Source organism: Fredinandcohnia onubensis, assembly GCF_002734215.1.
GTDB classification, from domain to species: domain Bacteria; phylum Bacillota; class Bacilli; order Bacillales; family Bacillaceae_L; genus Ferdinandcohnia; species Ferdinandcohnia onubensis.
In genome coordinates this window covers 133,624-157,759 of record NZ_NSEB01000003.1, presented here as the reverse complement: position 1 = coordinate 157,759, position 24,136 = coordinate 133,624, and the positions used below count along the sequence as shown (strand labels likewise).

Annotated in this window: 22 protein-coding genes and 1 pseudogene; 3 read left to right on the top strand and 20 right to left on the bottom strand. The window is 40.1% G+C overall.

The annotated features are described in order from the left end of the window. Positions 1-99 precede the first annotated feature (99 nt). Complete coding sequence (locus CKK03_RS02645; RefSeq protein ID WP_180271130.1) at positions 100-966, top strand: VanW family protein; 867 nt, start codon at positions 100-102, stop codon at positions 964-966. A 144-nt stretch (positions 967-1,110) separates the two neighbouring features. After that, on the top strand, positions 1,111-1,722 hold the full coding sequence (locus CKK03_RS23565) for a hypothetical protein (protein ID WP_180271126.1): 612 nt from the start codon (positions 1,111-1,113) through the stop codon (positions 1,720-1,722). On the opposite strand, the gene CKK03_RS02635 is transcribed toward CKK03_RS23565, so the two are convergent. The 15 genes and pseudogenes from CKK03_RS02635 to CKK03_RS02570 all read right to left on the bottom strand — a co-directional run bounded on the left by CKK03_RS02635 (position 1,723) and on the right by CKK03_RS02570 (position 17,706). After that, positions 1,723-2,334 carry a flavin reductase family protein gene (locus CKK03_RS02635; protein ID WP_099361077.1) on the bottom strand — a complete coding sequence of 204 codons (612 nt, stop codon included), beginning with the start codon at positions 2,332-2,334 and terminating at the stop codon, positions 1,723-1,725. Between the two features lie 16 nt (positions 2,335-2,350). After that, positions 2,351-3,286: a ring-cleaving dioxygenase gene (locus CKK03_RS02630; protein WP_180271129.1), complete on the bottom strand. Its 936-nt coding sequence runs from the start codon at positions 3,284-3,286 to the stop codon at positions 2,351-2,353. An 828-nt stretch (positions 3,287-4,114) separates the two neighbouring features. Continuing rightward, on the bottom strand, positions 4,115-4,264 hold the full coding sequence (locus tag CKK03_RS23560) for a hypothetical protein (RefSeq protein WP_180271125.1): 150 nt from the start codon (positions 4,262-4,264) through the stop codon (positions 4,115-4,117). 44 nt (positions 4,265-4,308) lie between these two features. Beyond that, positions 4,309-5,010, bottom strand: coding sequence for a respiratory nitrate reductase subunit gamma (gene narI / locus CKK03_RS02625; protein ID WP_099361075.1), 702 nt, complete (start codon positions 5,008-5,010; stop codon positions 4,309-4,311). Positions 5,011-5,193: 183 nt separating this feature from the next. Beyond that, positions 5,194-5,796, bottom strand: a complete 603-nt coding sequence (narJ, locus tag CKK03_RS02620) for a nitrate reductase molybdenum cofactor assembly chaperone (protein WP_099361074.1) — start codon at positions 5,794-5,796, stop codon at positions 5,194-5,196. After that, complete coding sequence (gene narH / locus CKK03_RS02615) at positions 5,793-7,295, bottom strand: nitrate reductase subunit beta (protein WP_099361073.1); 1,503 nt, start codon at positions 7,293-7,295, stop codon at positions 5,793-5,795. The genes narJ and narH overlap by 4 nt, the downstream gene beginning before the upstream one ends. Then, positions 7,285-10,962 carry a nitrate reductase subunit alpha gene (locus CKK03_RS02610; protein WP_099361072.1) on the bottom strand — a complete coding sequence of 1,226 codons (3,678 nt, stop codon included), beginning with the start codon at positions 10,960-10,962 and terminating at the stop codon, positions 7,285-7,287. The genes narH and CKK03_RS02610 overlap by 11 nt, the downstream gene beginning before the upstream one ends. Further along, entirely contained in the window at positions 10,946-11,230 is a 285-nt protein-coding gene (locus CKK03_RS02605) for a hypothetical protein (RefSeq protein ID WP_388040876.1), read from the bottom strand. The genes CKK03_RS02610 and CKK03_RS02605 overlap by 17 nt, the downstream gene beginning before the upstream one ends. A 97-nt stretch (positions 11,231-11,327) precedes the next feature. Beyond that, complete coding sequence (locus CKK03_RS02600; RefSeq protein ID WP_099361070.1) at positions 11,328-11,639, bottom strand: hypothetical protein; 312 nt, start codon at positions 11,637-11,639, stop codon at positions 11,328-11,330. A gap of 38 nt (positions 11,640-11,677) precedes the next feature. After that, a complete protein-coding gene (locus CKK03_RS02595) occupies positions 11,678-12,103 on the bottom strand; it encodes a hemerythrin domain-containing protein (RefSeq protein WP_099361069.1) in 426 nt (141 codons plus the stop codon). Positions 12,104-12,369: 266 nt separating this feature from the next. Further along, the gene (locus CKK03_RS02590; RefSeq protein ID WP_099361068.1) at positions 12,370-13,866 is read right to left on the bottom strand and encodes a nitrate/nitrite transporter; all 1,497 of its coding nucleotides are present in this window, start codon (positions 13,864-13,866) and stop codon (positions 12,370-12,372) included. A gap of 216 nt (positions 13,867-14,082) precedes the next feature. Beyond that, positions 14,083-14,532 (bottom strand): YueI family protein, encoded by a 450-nt coding sequence (locus CKK03_RS02585; protein WP_099361067.1) that lies wholly within the window; start codon positions 14,530-14,532, stop codon positions 14,083-14,085. A gap of 138 nt (positions 14,533-14,670) precedes the next feature. Further along, positions 14,671-15,012 (bottom strand): hypothetical protein, encoded by a 342-nt coding sequence (locus CKK03_RS02580; protein ID WP_099361066.1) that lies wholly within the window; start codon positions 15,010-15,012, stop codon positions 14,671-14,673. 19 nt (positions 15,013-15,031) lie between these two features. Next, complete coding sequence (locus CKK03_RS02575) at positions 15,032-16,060, bottom strand: alpha/beta fold hydrolase (RefSeq protein ID WP_245863964.1); 1,029 nt, start codon at positions 16,058-16,060, stop codon at positions 15,032-15,034. Positions 16,061-16,268: 208 nt separating this feature from the next. After that, positions 16,269-17,706 (bottom strand): annotated as a pseudogene (locus CKK03_RS02570) (DEAD/DEAH box helicase). A gap of 195 nt (positions 17,707-17,901) precedes the next feature. Here CKK03_RS02570 and CKK03_RS02565 point away from each other — a divergent pair. Then, complete coding sequence (locus CKK03_RS02565; protein WP_483866638.1) at positions 17,902-19,119, top strand: MFS transporter; 1,218 nt, start codon at positions 17,902-17,904, stop codon at positions 19,117-19,119. 73 nt (positions 19,120-19,192) lie between these two features. Here the strand turns inward: CKK03_RS02565 and CKK03_RS02560 are convergent, their stop codons facing one another. Genes CKK03_RS02560 through cpaB form a run of 5 tightly spaced genes read right to left on the bottom strand, consistent with a single transcriptional unit; the run spans position 19,193 to position 24,136 of the window. Next, positions 19,193-20,104, bottom strand: coding sequence for a type II secretion system F family protein (locus CKK03_RS02560; RefSeq protein ID WP_099361064.1), 912 nt, complete (start codon positions 20,102-20,104; stop codon positions 19,193-19,195). Positions 20,105-20,110: 6 nt separating this feature from the next. Beyond that, the gene (locus tag CKK03_RS02555; RefSeq protein WP_099361063.1) at positions 20,111-21,061 is read right to left on the bottom strand and encodes a type II secretion system F family protein; all 951 of its coding nucleotides are present in this window, start codon (positions 21,059-21,061) and stop codon (positions 20,111-20,113) included. After that, positions 21,058-22,371: a TadA family conjugal transfer-associated ATPase gene (locus tag CKK03_RS02550; RefSeq protein ID WP_099361062.1), complete on the bottom strand. Its 1,314-nt coding sequence runs from the start codon at positions 22,369-22,371 to the stop codon at positions 21,058-21,060. The genes CKK03_RS02555 and CKK03_RS02550 overlap by 4 nt, the downstream gene beginning before the upstream one ends. Further along, positions 22,371-23,543, bottom strand: coding sequence for a CpaE/TadZ family protein (locus CKK03_RS02545; protein ID WP_099361061.1), 1,173 nt, complete (start codon positions 23,541-23,543; stop codon positions 22,371-22,373). The genes CKK03_RS02550 and CKK03_RS02545 overlap by 1 nt, the downstream gene beginning before the upstream one ends. After that, the gene (cpaB, locus tag CKK03_RS02540; protein WP_099361060.1) at positions 23,543-24,136 is read right to left on the bottom strand and encodes a Flp pilus assembly protein CpaB; all 594 of its coding nucleotides are present in this window, start codon (positions 24,134-24,136) and stop codon (positions 23,543-23,545) included. The genes CKK03_RS02545 and cpaB overlap by 1 nt, the downstream gene beginning before the upstream one ends.

Here is a 24,136-nt window from a genome sequence, read left to right as displayed (position 1 = left end):
AAAAAAGTTCTCCTATTTTTAATGGAATTTGAAGTAACCATCCATACTATAAAAAAGAGTTTCGAAAAGGTGGTGGGGACACTGAAAATATTGTTGGCAATGATGCTTTTCCTTTCTGTACAGCAGTTCCATCCTCAGGATAATCTTTACATAACCTATAAAGGTGAACCAATCGCGACTGTTAACCGTTCTGAATACTCTATGCAACTGCTTGGCATACCCACCTTGAATATTGAAAAATATACAGATTTTCTTACCTATTTAGAAGAACAGGTTTACGAGGAGCCAAAGGATGCAAGAATTGGCAAGTCAAATGAAATCCTCAAAGAACATGTGGGTGTGAAATTAGATAAAGATAAATTTTCAAGGCTATTCTATTCAACGTTTTTTGGAAAAGGAGAATACCTTGAAGTACCGATTCAGCGAATTTATCCACGAGTAGATAGTGAGCTATTATCAACGATTCGGGTAAAACAGATTGGGCAGTATGTCACTCATTTTAACTCTTCGAATAAGGAGCGTTCAAAGAATATTGCACTTTCAGCAGCAGCAATCGATAGCTATGTGCTGTTTCAAAATGAAACCTTCTCTTTTAATAAGGTTGTTGGAAAACGAACCGCTGCTAGAGGTTATCAGCCAGCGCCTGAAATCATTCGAGGAGAACTAATTGAAGGAATCGGGGGTGGCATCTGCCAAACCTCCTCCACACTCTTCAATGCCGTTGATCGTGCAGGTGTTGAAATTGTAAAACGCTATTCTCACAGCAAACGTGTCGGCTATGTACCACCGGGTCGCGATGCAACTGTGAGTTGGTATGGGCCAGACTTTCTTTTTAAAAATACATACAATCAACCGATTTTAATTCGTGCAAAGGTATATGGAGGAACTCTTATCGTGACCGTATACTCATCAGAGGATATCAATTACTCCCCTCGTAAGATTGTACCTAAAACAAAAAAAGGATAGATGTTGGTCATTCTATAAAAAGCATTTCGACACCTTTATAAGTCTGGGTGAATATATTGGAAATGGGCTTAAAATAAGATACGAGATGATTATATAGATACATCGCGAACCTGCAATATCTGATTTTAGGTAAGGGGGGAGCTCATGGAAAGGGATAAAAGAGCAACCGTTATTGCTGCTACTACTGCATCCCAAGATAGCGGAAATATTTCAAACACGACTCAAGGTAACTTCCAATATAAACCACCTAATAATAGCGGAACAATCCTAGCAATAATGGGGGGCGTACTAACGATTGCCGGTGACGCATTAGCAACTATCGGGGCAATCATTCAGCTAAATACAGATACTGCTACTGACTTTCAATCTCAAGTAGAAAGTTATCAATCGGATCAAGTGAAGAATAAGATGCAGGAGGATCTTGATAGTCTTCAGGAAAAAGTGAAACAGCTTGAAGAAATCATTAATAAAAATCAAAGTCAAAACACGAACCAAAATCAAAGCCTAAATATGAACTATAGTCGAAGTCAAAACATAAACCTTAGTCAAAGTCAAAACATGAACCAAAATCAAAGTCAAAACATGAACCAAAATCAAAGTCAAAACATGAATCAAAATCAAAGTCAAAACATGAATCAAAATCAAAGCCAAAACATGTACCAAAATCAAAGTCAAAACATGAACTATAGTCAACGTCAAAAAAACATGAACCATAGTCAAAGTCAAAGGAAAAAGAAAAAAAGAGACCAAACATGATTACTTTGGTCTCTCAATTTCAAAAACGTCTCCAATTTTCGCATAATAATTTCCTGCCAAGCGACTTACCGCCCCTAATTTTTCTTGATTGATCCTTCCATTACTATATAGATCCTCATCAATATGAAACTGAACGACTTTTCCGATTAATAAATCACTACCAGGCAAATCCTCTTGACCACCTAATTCAATTGAGTGCTCTAATATACATTCAAAACGAATTTTAGATTCCTTAATCCCCGGTACACTTATATTCTTACTTTCAACTGGAGTCAGCTCGGCACTTTCAATCTCACTTTCATTCGGTGGAAGACTTGCTGCCGTCATATTGATTTTTTCTACATTACTTTCGTCCACAATATGAACGACAAATTCTTTTCCTTCTATAATGTTTCTAGCTGTGTCCTTCATTTCCCCATCTTTTCTTTGGACCGATATTGAAATAAGGGGCGGATTGGAAGACACTATATTAAAATAACTGAAAGGTGCACCATTTAGCGTACCTTCCTTTGAGATTGACGTCACAAATGCGATTGGCCTCGGGATGATACTTCCAATTAAAAACTTATAATTATCCCTTTCAGAAGCATTACTCGGATCAATTGAAATCAATTTTTTATCTCTCCTTTTAATCAAGACTTCTTACTTCAAACGGTAGTAATACATTTTCTATCTTCTGACGGTGAGGTTCATATTGTGGAGGTAACTTGAGTTCTGAACCCATCTCCTTATACTCTTCATCAATGCCAAAGCCCGGCGGATCTGTTGCAATTTCAAAAAGAAGTTCTCCGTGCTCTCTAAAATAAATCGCGTTAAAATAATTTCGATCACGCACGTCTGTAATGCGGTAACCATGATCGGCAATGAATTTTTGCCACTCAAGTTGTTCCTGATCATCCTTTGCTCGCCAAGCAATATGGTGGACGGTTCCAACACCCATTTTACCTTTTTCCCCAGGTGTTCGTTTTACATCGATGATATTTCCAATATTCCCTTCAGATTTAAATCGTATAAAATCTCCTTCCGCTCCAATCCGCTCTAGACCCATAAGTGTTAGAAGCTTTTCTGTTTCTTCAGGCTGTGAGGAAAATAATATCGCACCACCAAAGCCTTTAATTGCTACATCGGAGGTTATTTCTCCAAATTCCCACTTGTTGTTTGCTCCTTCTTCTCGTTCTACAATTTCAAGCTGCAATCCGTGGATATCATTAAATTGGAGAAATTGTTCGCCGAAACGTTTCGTATTCTGATAGGAAATTTCAAATTTTGATAACCTTGCTTCCCAAAAAGGCAGTGCTCCCTTTGGAACCACGTACGTTGTTACCCCAACTTGGCCATCGCCAATTTTTCCTTGATACGCATTTGCCCATGGGAAAAATGTAATGATGCTCCCCGGATTTCCAACATCATCTCCAAAATAAAAATGATAAGTACCTGGATCATCAAAGTTAACCGTTTGTTTTATAAGGCGAAGCCCTAATACACCGGCATAAAAGTCAACATTCTCTTGGGGATGTCCAACAATCGCTGTAATATGATGAATGCCTGCTGTTTTCATAGTAATTATTCTCCTTTACTATTTATCTAATTATTTTCCAACAAAATATGAAAGAATATTCGAACTGATTATCTCAAATTTATTTATCTTGAATTCAAGATAATTTTATAAAAAAAGAGGGACGTTGTCAACGTCTAATTCTGACGGATATCGGACAAACAGTTTTATATTTCGGACAATGGCGACGGGATATCGGACTTAGTTTGAAGTTTATCGGACATAAATGTTATTTTTTCGGACATAACCAACAATTATCGGACATAACTCAGTTTAGAGCCATATATAAAAGCCTTCAGGTTCGTTAACCAGAAGGCCAAGCTAGAAAAAATGTTAGGAAGTAAGTAGCTTTAGTGCAAATTATTGTCTACCGAATTCTTTGCAGATTAATTCGTCTTTTTCGTTTGGAGTGAGCTCAACTTTTAACGGTGAACAGATGAGTTCAGCTCCACGTTCTTTTATCTGTCGGAATCAAGACTACTTTCTGACTCAAGGTGCTCCGTAATTACGAAGTGGGTCACAATCAGCGGTTCATTGCGACTCGGTTCACCGAATTAATAGATTCTCTGTCAGAATCAAGGCTACTTTCTGACTCAAGGTGCTCAGCAATCACGGAGTGGGTCACAATCAGCGTTACTTTGCGACTCGGCTCACCCGAATTAATAAATTCGCTGTCAGAATCAAGGCTACTTTCTGACTCAAAGTGCTCTGTAATTATGGACTGTGTCTCAATCACCAGCTCTTTGCGACTCGGCTCACCCGAATTAACAGATTCGCTGTCGGAATCAAGACCACTTTCTGACTCAAAGTGCTCCGTAATTACGAAGTGGGTCACAATCAGCGGTTCTTTGCGACTTGGTTCACCGAATTAATAGACTCTCTGTCAGAATCAGGGCTACTTTCTGACTCAAAGTCCTCTGTAATTATGGACTGTGTCTCAATCACCAGCTCTTTGCGACTCTTTTTACTAATAAAACTTCGTCTCAATGAACGTATTCCTAAACAGAAAAAAGAGGAGGTTAGCCCTCCCCTTAGTTCTGTCGTGTATTTTTCGAAAATCCATTACGTGCGCGGTATTGCTGTGGCGCTCGTGTTGGATAGCGCAACGGGAAACTAAACATATGCACAAGCTTTGTAAATGGAATCGATGCAAATAATAGGAAAGACAAAATGACGTGCACTTTAAATAATGTCGGTACACCGAGCATTAATTCAGGCTGTGGATTTAATGTGAATAAACTGCGAAACCATGGCCCGATTGAAATTCGGTATTCATAAGCTGCTACTGTTGTATTGTAGACGATTGTCATATATGTACCCAAACCGGCTATAAGTAGCAATAGAATGATTGTGAAATAACTACCCGCTGATGTATGAACATGGACTCGTTCAATGACAAACTTTCGAATCAAAAATAAGATCAATCCGAGGACAACCATCAGCCCGGCAAATCCACCGCCTACTATTGCAAATAAGTGGTACGTGTGGTCGTTCACTCCAATTGCGTTGTAGAACTCAAGCGGAATCAACATCCCCATCACATGACCGAAAAAGGCAAAGATAATCCCATAGTGAAAAATAATGGAAGCGTAACGTAGCCACTTTTTCTCAAAAATTTCCGTTGATGGCGCTGTCCAGCTCTTCCCTCGAAACACGAAGCGATAAAATGTCCCTACTACAAGGATCGCAATGCATATATAAGGATAGGCCGTCCACCAGAAGTGTAATTCCATCTAATGACCCCCTTTCAACAAATTGTGGTATATACTTATCCACATAAGAACGTTTGTTTTCCACAGCCTGTGGATCCTTTTGTGGATAGTGATGAGCGTTTCTCATTTTTATTTTTCCACAATATCCACGTTATCCACAGAAAAGCATCATACTTATCCACATCATCCACAAGTTATGAACAATTATTGATAAAGCATTGGATATGGAAGCTCTTCTAGATCCGCTTCCTCACGCTGATTTTCCAGCAATGTGATTTCTTCTGCTTCTGGCACTTCAAAAACAAACATCATTAACAAGTCCACAATTCGGTGGTATGGATTAGAATCGGATAGGTTCTTGTGGATCCGATCAACCGCAAACGCTAAACGGCGGTATAGCCGTTCAAAATTCTTGCCCTCTGGGGCATGAACTAATAGCTCGAATAACATCGGGATATAATCCACAATCTCCTGTCCGTGATATTCAAACCCACCTTCGACGATTAACTTTTGGAGCTTAATTAAAGCAGCCCCCCGTTTTCTACTGTCACCTAATTCATGGGATGTTAAATAAAGACCTGTTTTATCCTTATAATCAAAGGTTTCAACATAGAGTTCCTGTAATTCTAATAATGGCATCTTAAAAAGTGGTGCTATCCTTTCTAAGACTTCGTTTCTCATTTTTACCGAGCCAATTTCTGCGTTCACATATTCCTCAATTTCGGGAAACCCTTCATGAAGGGTCTTATCCGGATAATCGAGTATTCGTGACATGATCATTAAAATTGCTTTTGCTTCATTGGTCATTGATTTCCACTTCTTTCAAATGGATAAGTCACCATTCCTTCAGGTGGTGCTAAATCCTCAATACTACATGCGCCTTGCTTGTAATGGAGGTCTTCATCCATTTCACGACGGCCTGTCGGAATAACGAAGCGTTCATTGTATTTTGCTACACCCAATAAGCGTTGCATTTCCTCAAGCTCTTCAACTGTTGTATTTGCTTCTTTTAAGAGCTTCGACTTCTCCACTTCGTCAATTCCCCCAACTGTTTTAGCACGCATATGAACACGCATTGCTGCCATTTTAAGTAACACTCGGCGAATGACATCCGTATCGTCTGCTGATAGAATCGACGCCAAATACTCCATCGGTATTCTCATATCATCAACGGCTGGAATATATCCATCGGCACTTAGGCCATTCTCATTTGTGATATGATTCATGATTGGACTAAGTGGCGGAACATACCACACCATTGGCATAGTGCGATATTCAGGATGCAACGGCAACGCAATTTTCCACTTCATTGCCATTTTATATACCGGTGACTCCTGAGCACTTTTAATCCAGCTAGCATTGATACCTTGCTCTTGTGCTTTTTCAATGACTTCTGGATCAAATGGATCTAAAAAGACAGAGAGCTGTGATTCATATAAGTCCTTCGGGTCTTCAACGGATGCCGCTTCCTTTACACGGTCAGCATCATATAAAACGACCCCAATATAACGGATTCGGCCAACGCATGTTTCTGAACAAATCGTTGGTAGTCCAGCTTCTGTTCGCGGGTAACAGAAATTACACTTCTCCGCTTTATGTGTGTTCCAGTTATAGTACACCTTATGATAAGGACAACCATTCATACAAAAACGCCAGCCACGGCAAGCATCTTGGTCAACAAGAACAATTCCATCTTCATCCCTCTTATACAGCGCACCTGATGGACAGGACGCAACACAGGATGGATTCAAACAATGCTCACAAATCCGCGGCAAATACATCATGAATGTTTTTTCATATTCCATGGCAATATGCTCTTGAAGCTTTTGCACGTTAGGATCCATCGGGACAACCTCACTACCGCCAGCAAGGTCATCATCCCAGTTCGGCCCCCATTCCGGTTTATCAATGTATTTTCCAGTAATCATTGATTTTGGTCGTGCTACAGGGATGTTTTCCCCTTTTTTCGCATGATGCAGATGTTCAAAATCGTATGTCCATGGTTCATAAAAATCATCAAGCCCTGCCATGTTTGGATTGTAAAAAATGTTTGCAAGTTTGGAAATTGGACCACCGGCCCGTAGGTGTAGTTTTCCATTTCGTAATGTCCAACCACCTTTATAACGATCTGTATTTTCCCATTCTTTCGGGTACCCTGGTCCTGGACGTGTCTCAACGTTGTTGTACCAGACGTACTCCATACCTGGTCGATTCGTCCATACATTTTTACATGTGACAGAACAAGTATGACAGCCGATACACTTATCTAAGTGCATGACCATTGCCACTTGTGCTTTAATTCTCAAGCCAGTCGACCTCCTTTAATGGGCGAACAATTGTCAACGTATCTCTTTGGCTACCTGTTGGTCCATAATAATTGAATCCATAGCTAAGCTGTGAATAACCGCCAATCATATGTGTTGCCTTTGGATAAATTCTTGTCACGCTGTTATGTGTTCCACCACGATTTTTATTAATTGTATTTCCTGGTACGCCCATTGTACGATCTTGGGCATGGTGCATATAGACAGCACCGCGAGGCATTCTGTATGTTAATACAGCCCTTGCTACGACAGCACCGTTACGGTTGTATAATTCAATCCAGTCATTATCTTTAATGCCGATCTCAGCAGCATCCTCTTCATTCAACCAGACAACCTGCCAGCCTCTAAATAGCTGAACCATGTTTCGGGTATCTGTGAACATCGTGTGGATACCCCATTTTTGGTGAGGTGTCATATAGCGAAGCGTTATTGACTTTCCACTATTCTCAACCTCTTTTTCTCCCTTAATAAAAGGACCTTTGTTGATTGGTGGAATATATAGTGGAAGACCTTCACCGTAATCGAGCATTACCTCATGGTCTAAATAAAAGCTTTGTCGTCCAGTAAGTGTGTGCCATGGAATATGGTACTCTTTGTTTACCGTAAACGGTGAATAACGACGACCATCACTTTCAAGGCCACTCCAAACCGGAGTTGATAGGGTTTGTCTTGGCTGAATCGTTAGGGCATCTAAGGTAAAGTCCTCCTCCTCACGCTCTTTCGCAATATGTTCAAGCTTCTTCCCAGTCTTTTGCTCCATCGATTTCCAGCCTTCAACAGCACGCTTCCCATTCGTTGCTCCTGACATGAGAAGAATCGCATTAATGGCTTGAACATCTGTGTACAAGGACGGGTAGCCTTTTCCGACTCCTTCATGTTTGGATGGTCCTAGGCGATTTAATAAGGATTGGTACACTTTATCCCCTGGTATTTTTACACCTTTCGTTCCATACCCATTTTTAATATTCGGTCCGACTGTTATCCACATGTCATACACATTTGGATAATCACGTTGCACATAATTAAAGTTCGGCATTGTTTTTCCTGGAATTCCTTCTACTTCACCCTTACGCCAATCCTTCACTTTTCCAAATGGCTGGGCAATTTCATTAATCGTGTCATGGGCAAGTGGTGAAATAACAAGGTCCTCTTGGGCCGGCAAATGCTCTTTTGCGAGCTCAGAAAAAGCCTTTGCAATTTCCCGGAAGGCATCCCAGTCACTTCTTGTATCCCAAGGTGGACTAATCGCCGCGTTAAATGGGTGTACAAATGGATGTAAATCCGTAGTACTGATATCCTGCTTTTCATACCATGTCGCTGCAGGCAGGATAATGTCAGAGAACAATCCTGAGCTTGTCATCCGAAAATCCATACTCACGAAAAGATCTGTTTTTCCTTCAGGCGGTTTTTCGGAAAGCTTAACATCCTTAGGCTGCCAGGACTGTTCAGGGTCCGATAACACCGTATCCTTTGAACCAATCAAGTGCTTTACAAAATACTCATGGCCTTTTCCGCTGTCCCCTAATAAATTGGAACGCCAATTAAAGAAGACTCTTGGAAAATTCCGCGGATCGTTCGGATTTTCTATGGCAAACTCTAGGTTTCCATCGACCAACTGTTTCGCAATATAGTCCGTAACAGCTTTGTCATCACTATGTTTTGCACGAGCATCCTTCATTACATCAAGCGTGTTTTGTGACAAGGACGGGAAGCTTGGTAACCACCCCAAGCGTGCAGATAGTGCATTAAAATCAGCCGGATGCATATTTGAATACTGGCTGCCCCAATCTGTTTCTCTTTCATCAAAGTCATATTCATAACGGAACTGCTCAGTTGCAAAATAGAAAAATGATGTCCCGTTCATAAATTTTGGCGCTTTTACCCAGTCATTGGCAAATGCAATTTGAGAGAAACCTTCTAAAGGACGAACCTTTTCCTGTCCAACATAGTGAGCCCAACCACCACCATTGACACCTTGTGAGCCTGTTAGTAGAACTAGGTTTAAAATGGAGCGATAGATTTGGTCACTGTGGAACCAGTGGTTTGTTCCTCCACCCATTGCAATCATCGACTTACCTTGTGTTAATGCCGCATTCTCAGCAAATTCACGCGCAACTTGGATGACATGTTCCTTTTTCACACCTGTAATACTTTCTTGCCATGCAGGTGTGTAAGGTCTTGCAGCATCATTGTAGTCTGTCGGATAGTCTCCCTTTAGGCCGCGGTTAATGCCTGTATGTGCGAGCATCAAGTCATAAACAGTTGTCACAATCAACTCATTACCAGATTGGTCCTTCATGCGTTTGATTGGAACACCGCGCTCAATTTTCCCGCCCTCTTTTTCAGCAAAATACGGGAACTCTACCACCGCTACTTCATCAGAGTCATTCATAAAGCTTAGTTTTGGATTAATGCTTGTGCCATCTTCAGTCGTCATATCAAGGTTCCATTTCGTGCTACTGTCCCATCTGAAACCTTGACTTCCATTTGGTACGGCAATTTGATTCGAGTTTTCGTCCCAAACCACAGTCTTCCATTCACCAAGCTCGTGTTCCGTCGAAAAATCAGAGGCACGCAGGAACCGGTCTGAACGGTAGTTCTCCCCCTTTTTAGAAAGGGTAATCAGGAACGGTAGATCTGTGTATTGCTTTGCATAATCACGGAAATAAGGTGTTTCTTTATCCACATAAAATTCTTTTAAAATCACATGAGTCATAGCCATTGCAAGTGCCCCATCTGTCCCCGCTTTTGCAGGCAACCAGATATCAGCGAACTTATCATACTCCGCATAGTCTGGACTTACTCCAACTACTTTCGTTCCGTTATAGCGCGCTTCCACCATAAAATGCGCGTCAGGGGTTCTTGTTTGCGGAATATTCGTACCCCAGATAATGAAATATTTAGTATTGTACCAGTCACCGCTTTCTGGTACGTCTGTTTGATCGCCCCAAACCTGTGGAGACGCTGGCGGCAAATCTGCATACCAATCATAGAAACTAAGAATGGTTCCGCCGATGAGCGATAAGAATCTTGTTCCACCTGAATAACTCACCATCGACATCGCCGGAATCGGGCTGAATCCTACTACCCGGTCTGGACCATATTTTTTAATCGTATAAATGGTCGATGCCGCAATCATTTGGCAAATATCTTTCCAGTTCCCTCTTACGAAACCACCTCTACCGCGTGCGGATACGTATGATTGACGTTTTTCCGGATTGGTGACGATATTTTCCCAAGCTTGTACAGGGTTGTCCGCTTTATTAAGCTCATCCTTCCAAAGAGCGAGAAGGTCACCTCGTACATATGGATATTTCACCCGAGTAGGGCTATATGTATACCACGAAAAACTCGCACCACGGGGGCATCCGCGGGGCTCGTAATCTGGGAAATCATTACCCGTAGACGGATAGTCTGTTTGCTGAGTTTCATAGGCAATGATTCCGTCCTTTACATGAATCTTCCAGCTACACGAACCTGTACAGTTCACCCCATGTGTGGAACGGACGACCTTATCATGGGCCCAGCGATTGCGATAAATTGATTCCCAGTCACGCGGGCGTGGATTTTCCTCTGTCCAACCATCGTTTATACGTTCTCCACGCACTAAATGCTTTAGCGAGTGGAAGAGACTATTCTGCTTTGCCAATGTCTCCATCCCTTCCCTTTAGAATATTTGCCAATGGGTTAAAATCTTCCCCCACTAACCTGAAGCTTTGCGTCCCTGCTTGGAATTCTTCGAGGAAGACTTTCCAGCTTGATGCATTTGCTGCGGCGAGAATAAGTCGCTGTAGCGTGCTCATATCCTGTATTTCATAGATTTCTTCAATCATTTTTCCTGGTATGTCACCAAATCTCATTCTTAAAACAGCAATCAAATCTTCCCGATCATCAATCAACATTGCGTCATTCTCCATCGAAAACAACAAATCAACCCCTTCCTTTTTTAATAGAACCTATCACTCTTTATTCCTTGTGGTTCTAGAGTCGGCGGAAATTTTTAAACTAGTAGCTCTATAGTTTAATCATCTTGTAATAGTCGGAAATCAACTGATTCTTACACTTTTCTGCGGTTTCTTTAAAAAAGTTCGTAATCTCTTCATCCGGATTCTCTGCCTGTTCAAAGCTTACAAAGCCCGTGACAGCTTGTGAAAATGATTCTGAGAATCGCAAAGTGAGCTCAAACCCTTTTTCCTGCTTCACGACAGTGGCATAGATGTCATAGGAATGAATGTTATATGCTAAAAATGTTTCGACCATCTTCTGATATAAGTTTGGAGTCGCAAAACGCAGCATTTTGTCCTCAATTGCCTCTTTTTTACCCATTTACATCCCTTTCCTCTATTTCCTAATTTTTCATTTTATTATTCGTTAGTTGCTAGCAGTTTATTCATTTCATCATCATTATGGATTTCATCTATTATAATTAGGCTATCAAGTAGTGGAATCATCCGGTAATCCGCTTCTTGTGTCTCAAGGCTTTTCTTCATCGTTGCAACTATGCGACGCATTAAATCATGGTCACGGGTTAATTGATTCACTAGTTTTTCAAGTTTCGGGTTTTGTTCAATTATTTCTTTGTACAAACCTTCTTCTTCTGAATCCGCATGCTTGAGTGTTCTCGATTCCCAATGGTCAATCGCAACCTCCGCTACCTGTAATGCCTTTTCTTTATCTCCTTGGTCAATACATTTTCTAAATAAATTGCGGAGCTCTTTCGCTTCATGTAATGCAGCCTCATGAATCGCTGAATGAGAATCTGTTTTTCGTAAACTTGGTCCTGTTGACATCACTATCATCCTTTCATCATCTACAAAAGATTAATTTCTTCTTCCTTCATAATCCTTTCCATCTTAGTTTGCGTTAAACTTACTAGCTTACATTTTGCGAAAAATGTCATAATCATTGGTTACCGGGTTAGTTATAATTGAAAAAGGGGTGTTTTGGAATCGGGGTTAATTCTTAAATCGTGGATTTGCGCTTTATTTTTGCGTTAAAATGGGATCCCTATCATAAAAAGAGCTGAGGTTTGCACCCCAGCTCTTCCCTCCTATGTCTACTGTTTTTCAGTCAAGTCGTTAAAGAGACCAACATAATATTTAACCTCGCCGGCTTCATTTTTCACTTCACTAATGGTCAGCCATTCACGATACAGCTCTTTGTTTTTTCGTCGATTCCAAATTTCTCCCTGCCAGAATCCCTTCGTTCGAATTGAATCCCACATTTGTTCATAAAACGCTGCATCATGTTTTCCTGAACGGAGAATACTTGGCGTTTTTCCGATTGCTTCATTTGGTTCGAATCCAGTAACCGTTGTAAACGCATGGTTAACCTTTTGAATAATACCCTTTTGATTCGTAACCATCATTCCTTGAGCAACATTCTCGATAAGCTTTGCTTCCAGTTGAATTTTTTCAGTATAGAACATCCACACAACGAATACAGAGCTTAACAGTGCAAACATCGCGAGCGACATAAACCCGATCGCATAGTGTCCCGTCATTCCAAACACGATTGAAAGAACGATTGGTGGGAAGAAGCCACCTAAGCCCCCCATTGCTGAAACGATCCCGTTCACAATCCCAGCTTGCTTTGAAAAATAATACGGGACGAGCTTGAAGATCGTTCCATTCCCAATTCCCGCAAAAATGGAGATGAGTAAACAGCCAATCGTGTATAAAACAATATCAGGTGTAAACGCCAAGAGCACACCTGCAAACGTGATTACATTAAAAACAATAAACAAAATGAGATACGGGTTAAATTTGTCACCAAGCCACCCCCCAATTGGACGCATTAGGGTTGCCAGTGTAATAAATCCAGCTGTTCGCAATCCTGCGTCAACGGAAGTTAACCCAAAATGAGTGACTAAAAAGTTAGGCAAATACACAGTAAACGCAACAAAGGACCCAAAGGTTACAAAATAAAATAAGCTGATGAACCAAAGCTTTTCATTTTTATAAACGCTTTTTATCTGTTCACTCAAAGGTTTATTTACTTTAGGCTCATGACGGTCACCAAGCAAAAAGTTTAAAAGTGCAAATAAAATGACTGGTATTAAAAACAAGCGAACCGTACTTTGCCACCCAATGCTTATTGCAAGCGCTGGTGCTGCAAATGAAGTAATTGCAGTACCAATATTTCCTGCACCATAAATCCCGTTTACAAATCCATGACGTTCCTTCGGATAATACTTCGGTAAGGAAGTAACCCCAATCGAAAACAGGGCTCCCCCAACACCTAAAAGAAGACCTCCTAGAATCAAATCAAACATGGTATCAGCGATACTGATATAGAAAATAGGAAGGATCAGGATGACAAATCCAAGGAAAAACAACCATCTGGCCCCAAATTTATTTGTCCAAAATCCTAATAGTATTCGCAACAGTGAGCCCAAGATGACAGGTACGGCTGTAACCATTGCGGTTTGGTTATCGGTTAAAGGTATATCCTGCTTAATGCTCGACATGAGGGAAGAAAGAATCACCCACACCATAAAACCTACAACCAAGCTCGAGGTTTGAAGTGGCAACTGCAACTTTTGCGTCTTCATACTTTCGTACTCCTCCTCCAAACAATCTTTATGTATTCTTCCTAGTTTACGGAATTTCAAGAAAATCAAACATTTTTTTTGAGGATGGACCAAGGGGACGGTTCTAGTGGTCCCTAATTTTCTATTTTTTGTGAAAGGTCGGTATAAAGTGTCCACAGGAAAACAATGTTGGGACGCGGGACCCGTCCCTGTGTCGCACAAAAAAGGGACTCTTCCCTACTTTTTAAAGGTCTTTTTAAAAAGTGAGAGGAGTCCTTTTTTTTCGGATTTATTCTCTTGTTGCAGTATTGGTTTTCCTTTTTCCCTTATATAAATATCGTCTTTATCGATGGCATGATCGAATGCAAGTACTAGCCCGAGGTCCGAATTGTAGTCCTTGTTCGTGACAAGTGTGTACTCCATGTTGTTTGTACTGGCCAGCTTCACATATTTGGATAAAAAGTGATAATTCATATGACCATTTAAGTACATATGTACCCCGGTGTTTTTTTTACATGCATCCTGGACTTCTTGGAAAATCTTGTTTTCTCTAATCTGTGATTGAGTTAACGCCAATAATACACGTTCCCTAATGGTTCCAAGAAATTGTTTGCGTTCTTCTGGTTTTATTTCCTTCGTCCCATGTATCCCCTGCTGAAGATAGTCATCTACATTCTGCTTCGTCATACTGTCCTCCCCTTTTCGCTCGCCTTTATTATTTCCAATTATAACAATATCTTGCTCCATTTAAGAGTATTCTGTTCGGCACGTCTTTGTTCATATGAATATACAATATAAAATGGAGCACCCACCGATGCCCCAGACTTAAAACCATATTAGATAATAAATTACCCCAAAAAGGACTGCCACCATCATGATGAGGGCACCTCTTTTCTTATTTTCCTTCAGTAATAAAATGCCCGATAATAGCCAACCGCTTGCTAATAAGTAGGCACCGATATGTTTTACTAAGGCAATACCTGCAATTAGCCCTGAAATAAATAGCAGTATACCTATGAGCCGCATGCTTTCTTCCCAGAATTCGAAATTTTTATAGTCAAAAATTTGATTACGTTTCTCTTTTTTTGCTTTATTGTATACTTTGATAATATTGAACCCAAATATTCCCCATATTAAGACTAGTATCGTAATCTCAACAAGATCCATAGGAACTCCCTTCTGCCTCTTACAATTTCAATTGACTTAACTCTTCTATTAAATGTTGCTCTATTCGTTTTGTATCACTTGGATGAAAAGCATGCGCAGATTTCTCCACCCAAATCATCCGTTTTCCTTTTGGTGCATCCATTTGATTAAAATAAGATTCTACTAGGCTACCATTCACATGAAAATCATGTCGTCCGTGAATAAACGTAACGGGTATAGGAAGTTCGGGTACTGACTCCATAAAGTTATTTGTAGCCAGTTCTTCTATAAATCTCTGTGAATAGATAAGCTTGAAGCCTTTATAAAATGTATGGTACACATCCTTCAATGAATACTCCTCAGACCTTACCATATCCATTGTGAGTGCAAATAGCCCAGGTGCATCTTCAGTTTGATAGACTAATGTATTGAAGATACGCTGCCATTTTCGAATGACACTCCACTGTTCAAAACTCTCAATATAAGGTGGTTCTCCTACATTTTCTAGTTCTGTGATTGCTTTCTTATTTCCACGTCTTTTCGCTTCTTCCTTTAGCCACCTGAGAGCAAATCCATCGTTCTCTGTCCAGCTAATAATCCGAGAAATTCCTACATATGAATTAAACTTTTCAGGATACCTTGAAGCTAGGTTTAATCCAATAGTAGTTCCCCATGAATGTTCAGCAAGGAAAATCTTTTCCTGCTTAAAGCGGTCCCGCAAATAGTCCACTAATTCATTCGCATCCGAAATAAATTGTTCAATTGTCATAGACTCTTGTGGAATTTCCTGATGATATGATTTACCCGTTCCACGCTGATCCCAAAAGACCACTACAAATTTTTTCACTAGTTCCTTCGTATTCGTGATGATCGTATAATCCCTTCCCTTTGAAGAAATACCTGGTAACGGCATAGAAGGGCCACCATGAATAAAAAGTAGAACCGGCTTTGTTACATCGTCCGCTTGAATTAAAATCGATTGCTTTATAACACCAAGAGTAACCACTTCAACCGACTGTATCCCACTTGAAGGAATCTCAAAATCAGGCTTACGCGAAAATATCCCCAAATCAACCAACCTCTCAGAAAACAAAAATTATATATAATAATCTATTCTCTCAACCTCATCAAAATTCCTTTTCCGCAATTCATCGATTTGGGGCGCGGGTGGGCTGGACGTGGAAACGGTTGGGTCACAGGGACAGGTCCCTTGTCCCAGGAAAAAAATGGTGGAACAAGAGACCTGTTTGGACCCTAGGACATGAAGTCAGGTTTTGCTATTTTGCAATATATACTTTTAGTTGTTTTCCCTTGATAGTTGTTTGTTTCATTGCTGTTAAAACACGTTGGCCTTTCCCGTTTAGGATGTCTACATAGGTTGCGTTTTCCTGGATGGTGATGATTCCAATATCATCTGCAGATACTCCAGGAATTTTAGCAATCGTTCCGACAAAATCGACCACTCGGAGCTTCTTTTTCTTTCCGCCGTTAAAATAGAGTTTTAAAATATCTTTGTTAACTTGCTTTGCTTTGTCTTGTTTAAGTCGTGGCTTAGCATTCATTTTTTCTACAAAGGCTACTTTTGCACGAGCAACTTCTTCCTTACTTGGAGAGTCGATGTTCCGTATCTCCTCACCGATGTATTCTTCAATTTCTTTTACCAGATTTTCTTCTTGGGGTGTTGCGAGAGTAATTGCTTTTCCAGTTTTACCTGCGCGACCCGTTCTTCCAATTCGATGAACATAGCGCTCCTTATTCTGAGGCACATCGAAACTGATCACAAGCGAAATATCCTCAACATCTATCCCTCTTGCTGCAATATCTGTCGCTACTAAATACCGAAACTTACCCTTCTTAAAATCATCCATCACTGAGAAACGCTCTTCTTGAACCATACCACCGTGGATTTTGCCACAGGAATAATTGGCATTTGACAGTTTTTTATACAAATCGTCTACACCCTGCTGTGTTCCACAAAAAATAATGCAGCTGTCTGGATTTTCAACAATCGTAATGTTCTTTAAAAGTGAGAGTTTATCTTCTTCTTCAACACTCAATAAAGAATGCTCAATCATTCCTTTTGCAACAATTGGATTTTTAACCTCAATATATTCTGGCTTTTTCATATACTTGGCCGATAGAGCTTCAACATCTTCAGGTAATGTTGCTGAAAACAGCATCGTAACCCGCTCAGTCGGAAGGGCTTGGATAATCGACTCCACTTGTTCAATGAAGCCCATATTCAACATCTCGTCAGCTTCGTCAATTACTAGATATTTTTATTTGATCCACGAAAAGCGTTCCCTTTTGTATATGGTCTAGTACCCTCCCAGGTGTCCCCACAACTACATGTGTCTTTTGCTTTAGCTCCAGCTTTTGTCGTTCATAGGATTGCTTTCCAAAAATAGCAGTTGCTTTGATTCGCTTAAATCGACCAATATGAATAACATCTTCCTTCACCTGTACAGCAAGCTCTCTCGTTGGTGTTAAAATCAAGGCTTGTGGCTTATTTTCAATCCAATCAACCAACTCACAAATCGGAATCGCAAAAGCTGCAGTCTTACCACTACCGGTTTGCGATTTTCCAACAATATCATTTTTCTGCATCGCAACAGGTATCACTTTCGCTTGAATTTCAGTCGGATCTTGATAACGCAAACCCGAAAGTGCCTTCACAATTTCATCACTTAAATTAAATCTTTCAAAACCATTCATATAATTACCTCATCTATATTTATTATGGGACAGTGGGACAGGTCCCTTGTCCCTGGAAAAATATGGTGGGACGCGGGACCTGTCCCTGCGACCCAGCGCGGAACCTGTCCCCAATTTTTAATCGTTGACAACTGGTTAGGGATGTATTAACTTAGTATAGCTAATGAGAAATAGAATTAAAGTTTTTATATAAATATTCATGAAAAAAGAGGTGTATTGATGTCAGCAGACCAACGTAAAAAAATGATCATTTTGATGATTAATATGTTTATTGCAATAGGGAGTTTTGGGATTATTATTCCCATTTTGCCTGCTTATCTAGAATCAATCAATGAGGGTGGAAAAGCAGCTGGCCTCATGATTGCTATTTTTGCTGGTGCGCAATTTATTTTCTCACCGATCGCAGGTAAATGGACGGACCAATATGGCCGTAGAAAAATGATTATCTATGGACTATCCGGGTTAACATTGTCCATGTTTATTTTTTATTTTGTGGATTCAATTTGGCTACTTTATGCATCCCGCGTTGTTGGCGGAATCGGTGCAGCACTTCTTATTCCAGCTATTTTTGCCTATGTTGCGGATATTACAACGATGCAACAACGTGCAAAAGGGAATAGTTATGTATCAGCGGCAATGTCTCTTGGAATCGTAGTGGGACCTGGTATCGGTGGATTTTTAGCTGACTTTGGATTGAAATTTCCTTTTTTAATTTCCGCATTGGTTTCGCTTATATCGGTTATTTTCTCGTTTGCGGTCCTAAAGGAAAGTCAACAAAAAGAAGAAGGATTCATGCCTGTTGATGATGAAACAATGGCAAAAAAACTAGTACGTTCTGTCCGAATGCCATTTTTCATTCCATTGATTATAACACTTGTGATGAGCTTTGGTTTAATGGCATTTGAATCAGTTATCGGACTTTTCGTTGATAACCAATACCAAGCTACACCTCAGGATATTGCAACCATGGTAACATCAACTGGACTTGTAAGTGTTATAGTTCAATTATTTGTTGTAGATCGCATGGTAACACGCTTTGGAGAAGGAAAAATCTTAAACATTTTTATTTCCGTGGCTGCGTTAGGCTTCCTTCTTTCATTAGTTGCTACTAGTTTTGCAATGTTTTTTGCTATTTCGCTACTCGTTTTCCTTGCTACTTCTATCCTACGACCTGTGCTTAACACACTAATTTCTAAGCTTGCAGGCAACGAACAAGGATTTGCGATGGGAATGAATAACGCTTATATGAGTATTGGGAATATATTAGGCCCAACACTTGGTGGATTATTATATGATGTTAATATTATCTATCCATTCATCCTAGGGCTAATCCTTCTCATTGTCACATTATTCATCACAATCATGTGGCAAAGAAATTCAAAGTCAAAACCGCAAGTCAAAGCGATGATTTGATGGGACAGTGATGTCTTTAAAAAAGGTGACCAAATTCGGTCACCTTTTTCTATGTTGGGACTGGTCAACTGTCTTACATTACATTTTCGATTAGATAAATAATTAACGGTCCCATTAACACGATAAAGATGGACGGGAAGATAAATAGCATCATTGGAAAAATCATTTTGACTGGTGCTTTCATGGCCTGTTCACGTGCAAACTGAGTCCGTTGTTCCCTAATTCGTTGCGTCAGTTGGTGGAGAACCTTTGCCATACCGACACCCAACATGTCCGCTTGGATGAGTGAAGTAATGATACTTTGGAATTGTGGAATTGGAACCCTAGCACGGAGATCTGCAAATGCTTCTCTCCTTGATTTTCCTAGCTTCATGCCCTCCATTGTTTGCATAAATTCCTCTGACAATGGCCCTTTCATTTGCTTGCATACCTTTTGGATCGAGGCATCCAGCCCCATTCCTGCCCCAATCGATAAATTGACCATATCAAAAAAATCAGACATACTCTTTTGAATCTGATGTCTCCGTTTTTTAATAATTGTACTTAAATAAAAAGAAGGATAATAAATCCCTAGAGCCGCAACCACACCCGCTAGTAAAATCCTTGAAAAAATGGCCGTACTACCTAATAACAAAAAGACCGATAGAAACAGGACACCCCCAATTAACAGCTGTAAAAAACGAAAGTCGATGGCTGACATATTTAACGGGTATCCCGCTTCACGTAGCCTTCTCTCGAGTTCTCTTTTTTTCGAACTCGCCATTTTTTTATCAACGACCAACTTGAGCCTGTCGCTATAATTCTTCATTATATGCAACTGTAATTTTTGTTTCTTCACAGGTATTTCTCTTTCTATGTCTGGACCAAAATAATGCTTGGTCCGCACCTCAATTGCAATATCCTTTTTATATATTAGACTTAGCAGCCCACCAATGACCAACATAAAACAAAGAAAACTAGTGACAATAAAAAAGATTTGTATCATTGGAACCTACACCTCAATGTGTACAATTTTATTAATAAATAACCAGCCTAATATCATGTTAATTCCACCCACGATAAGCATCCCCCAACCTAATGGATGTGAAAAAAGCATATTAAAATATTCTGGGTTTACTAAAGTTAAATACAATGCCAATGCTGGCGGTAATAAAGTAATGATAACTGATGACATTTTACCTTGTGCAGTCAATGTCTTTACCTCATCTTGCACCCTTGAGCGATCAATAATTGTTTCCTGCATTGTTTCAAGTAAATATGCTAAGTTTCCACCACTTGAACGTTGGATTAGCAACGTAGTTAAAACCATTTCGAGCTCTCGGTCTGGTAATCTTTTAAGTAGATTATCAAAGGCATCCTCAATCTTAACACCATAATTGATTTCCTTAAGTGTATTCAAAAATTCCGGTCCTAATGGATCTTCGATTTCTTCGGTTACCATTTTCATCGCCTGCATGAAACTAAATCCAGCCCTTAATGCATTTGCCATTGTCCCTAGTGCATTCCCTAGTTGTTCAGAACACTTTTTCAGACGAAGTTTTCGTTTACGTTTGATATACAAAATCGGAAGGGAGAATCCGATGATTCCACATAAAATCAATAAAAGGAAATGGAACTCATATAAGTATCCAATACCCACAACTACACAAGCACCAATGACTCTCCAAATAAACAATTCACCCTGATTCATTTTTAGCCCTGATTGCGTAAGTATTGTTTCGTATTTTGAAAAATGAATCGCCCGCTCCATTCTTTCGCTGATCTTTTTTACGAAAACACCTTCACGATTCTTCTTTTTCTTTTCTTCCTCTTTTTTTATGGGTAAATATTTACTGACTCGTTTTTCATACTTTCCTTTTTCCGTAATCATTGTAATTACCATTCCGGTAAAAAGGGTAACTACCAAAAACGCAGACATAGCAATTAAAACGGAAGTGCTCATATCCACTCCTCCCTAATCATCGATCGCACATTAAAGCCAGCATACTCAAGCTTTTCAGCACAATCCGGAAGAATTCCAGTAGAGGCAAACTCTTGTTTCTTACCCTCCTGATAAACGAAAAGATCCTGCAGGACAATCGTATCTCCCTCAAGTCCTAAAACTTCGGTAATTTTCGTGATTTTTCTTGTACCGTCTTTCATTCGAGATTGTTGGACAATTAAATTAAGGGCACCCGCAATTTGTTCACGAATAGCTCTAACAGGAAGATCGAATCCGGCCATTAGCACCATTGTCTCTAGCCTTGCTAAAAGGTCTCGAGGGGTGTTCGCGTGCCCTGTTCCTAAGCTTCCATCATGTCCAGTATTCATCGCTTGAAGCATATCAAGTGCTTCCGCACCACGGACTTCTCCGACAATAATTCGATTTGGACGCATCCGCAGTGAATTTCGAACAAGATCACGAATGGTTATTTCACCTTGCCCCTCAATATTTCGTGGACGTGACTCCAGTGACACCACATGGTCTTGTGATAACCTGAGCTCGGCGGCGTCCTCGATTGTAACGATGCGTTCATTTCTCGGAATGAAGGATGACAACACATTCAATGTGCTCGTTTTCCCTGATCCTGTTCCCCCACTAATAAAAATATTTAGCTTTGATTCTACGGCAGCCTTTAAAAAATCGGCCATCTGTTCACTTAAAGTCCCCATACGCAACAAATCATAGATCGTAAAAGGAGTTGCAGAGAATTTACGAATTGTAATAGTTGGTCCATTTAAAGCAAGTGGCGGAATAATCGCATTCACACGCGATCCGTCTGGTAGTCTTGCATCTACTAATGGTGAACTCTCATCAATTCTTCGTCCTAATGGAGCAACAATTTTTTCGATTATCCGTAAAACATGCAAATCATCGCGAAATTGTACATCTGTTTTTTCGATTTTCCCCCTCGATTCAATATAAATATCCTTTGGACCATTTACCATGACTTCAGAAACTTCAGGGTCAGCCAGCAATGGAGAAATTGGTCCAAAACCTGTTAGCTCGTAGGACATATCATATTTTAGTTGCTTTTTTTCTTCGTAAGCGAGCTGTTCACCCTCTTCTTCAAGAAAGCTTTCCGAAAGCTTATCAATTATTTCCTCTAGGTTTCGATCTTGATAGATTGGCTTTTTCAATTCCTCAACTAGGTAATTGTGTAGGCGAACTCCTAGTTCACTTGATTTAACGCTCGCTGTCTTTATTTTTGGAGGGTCCTTCTTTAGCTCCTTAACCGGAGTCTCACCACCAAGCCTCGCTAATAACGACATCAGACCATACCCCCTGCATGGATCACTCGTTTTGACTTAAGCTTTTTGCGGCCGGTTGTACTAACAGGCACAACAATGGTATCGGCCATTTGAAAAATTTTTTTCGCCACCTGTGACCTAGGATAGGAATAGACGAGTGGCTTACCTTCATTGACTGAAGTAACCATTACTTTTTCCATTGCTGGTAATGTGAAGGCAACCTTTTGCCCAATGATCTTTTCGACCGTTTCGATAGTTAGCCCTTTTACCTTGGCATGGCGATTTAAAACCATTTTTACCTTTTCTAGAAGCTGTAAGGTTTCTAATGTTTCAATTAATAATTTTGTATTTTTTAAGGTTGGTAGGTCCTGATGTGTGACGAGAAGAATTTCATCCGATTTTTCCAAAGCAACAATTGAATTTTCATCTAAATGTGGTGCTGTGTCGACGACGACAATATCGTAGTTTTCCTTTAGCGCTTTTATCGCCCTTTTCACATCTTCACCTGTTATCACCTCTGCAAATTCAGGTCGCTGTGGAGCTGCTAAAATAGAAATTCCATTTTTAAATGGCGTCATAAAGTTTTCAATTTGCGACCCGTTACGATCTTCTTTTACCCAGTCATATATTGTTCTTTTCGGCTTCACATCATAGAACATGGATACATCACCAAACTGAAGGTCCAAATCAAGAATCGCAACCTTTGCTAATCTCTTTCCATAAGATGCAGCTAGGTTAACAGAGATACTTGTTTTGCCAACTCCACCTTTTGTACTTCCAACCGTAATGACTTTTCCGTTCTTTTTAGGTTGATCCAATTGATAGATGATCTGATTTTTAGTTTCTTGAATTGCATTTTGAATATCATCACGGATTTTTGAAGGACTTGACGATAGAAAAGTCACGTCGGTCGCTCCTGCACGAATTGCCTGTTTGGAATCTAGTTCTGTCTCATATTCGAAAACTAGCAATACCTTTGCATTCCGGTATTCCTTCTTAATTTTTGAACATAGATTGTATATGTCATATGAAATAGATTGTGGAAGTAATACAAGTGACTGTTCAGTTGGAAGCAATTTCTCGAAAAGTTCCTCATGAGTAGTCCACTCTATTTTTCTATCTACTTTTTTCGCTATAGCATCAAGCATAGACTTCGTTTCTTCATTTTCAAAAATAGAAATTAGTTTAATCATCACTTAAACACTCCTTCGTGAAGTTGGTCCTCATGAACATGCGTATGTGTTGGTTCCACATCGTGGTCCCCTTCTTCTCTAAGCATTAAATACAATTCATATCTTGACGCAAATCCTAATGCCAAACCTTGCTTCGGTGTTACTTCAACAGTTACCATTTGGTAACGTTTCTTCTCAGTTTCAGGATCATCCGCTGCATGACCAATTTCTATTACCCTCACATTTTGTAAAAGGAGTGTTGCGGAATCATGTTGTCCTTCCGCTTTATATTCTTCCGGCACCGTCATTACTGCCACAACATCGACAAATGAACCAGGTTTAACATGTCCAGCTACCCCTTGAACATCTGTCACGCCGAATGTCATCGCACGGTTTCCTTTTGCAATCTTTATTCCTGACGACTCAGCGGAAGCCACTTCTGTTTCTTCCGGCTGTACAGTTTCCTCTTTTTCTTCATCCTTATCTTCCTGTACAACTTCTTTGCTAGCAGTTTGTGCTTTCGTTGGCTGTTCAGTGTTTAAAAGTATGTATAATAGCCCAGAGGCAACTAGACCAAAAACCATTGCAGCTATCCAGATTTTTTTCGTGTTCAT

Coding starts and splice junctions, on each gene's coding strand:
- CKK03_RS02645 (WP_180271130.1), top strand. CDS start 100: ATGATGCTTTTCCTTTCTGTACAGCAGTTCCATCCTCAGGATAATCTT.
- CKK03_RS23565 (WP_180271126.1), top strand. CDS start 1,111: ATGGAAAGGGATAAAAGAGCAACCGTTATTGCTGCTACTACTGCATCC.
- narI (WP_099361075.1), bottom strand. CDS start 5,010: ATGGAATTACACTTCTGGTGGACGGCCTATCCTTATATATGCATTGCG.
- narJ (WP_099361074.1), bottom strand. CDS start 5,796: ATGACCAATGAAGCAAAAGCAATTTTAATGATCATGTCACGAATACTC.
- CKK03_RS02605 (WP_388040876.1), bottom strand. CDS start 11,230: ATGGAGAATGACGCAATGTTGATTGATGATCGGGAAGATTTGATTGCT.
- CKK03_RS02600 (WP_099361070.1), bottom strand. CDS start 11,639: ATGGGTAAAAAAGAGGCAATTGAGGACAAAATGCTGCGTTTTGCGACT.
- CKK03_RS02595 (WP_099361069.1), bottom strand. CDS start 12,103: ATGTCAACAGGACCAAGTTTACGAAAAACAGATTCTCATTCAGCGATT.
- CKK03_RS02590 (WP_099361068.1), bottom strand. CDS start 13,866: ATGAAGACGCAAAAGTTGCAGTTGCCACTTCAAACCTCGAGCTTGGTT.
- CKK03_RS02585 (WP_099361067.1), bottom strand. CDS start 14,532: ATGACGAAGCAGAATGTAGATGACTATCTTCAGCAGGGGATACATGGG.
- CKK03_RS02580 (WP_099361066.1), bottom strand. CDS start 15,012: ATGGATCTTGTTGAGATTACGATACTAGTCTTAATATGGGGAATATTT.
- CKK03_RS02560 (WP_099361064.1), bottom strand. CDS start 20,104: ATGATACAAATCTTTTTTATTGTCACTAGTTTTCTTTGTTTTATGTTG.
- CKK03_RS02555 (WP_099361063.1), bottom strand. CDS start 21,061: ATGAGCACTTCCGTTTTAATTGCTATGTCTGCGTTTTTGGTAGTTACC.
- CKK03_RS02550 (WP_099361062.1), bottom strand. CDS start 22,371: ATGTCGTTATTAGCGAGGCTTGGTGGTGAGACTCCGGTTAAGGAGCTA.
- CKK03_RS02545 (WP_099361061.1), bottom strand. CDS start 23,543: ATGATTAAACTAATTTCTATTTTTGAAAATGAAGAAACGAAGTCTATG.
- cpaB (WP_099361060.1), bottom strand. CDS start 24,136: ATGAACACGAAAAAAATCTGGATAGCTGCAATGGTTTTTGGTCTAGTT.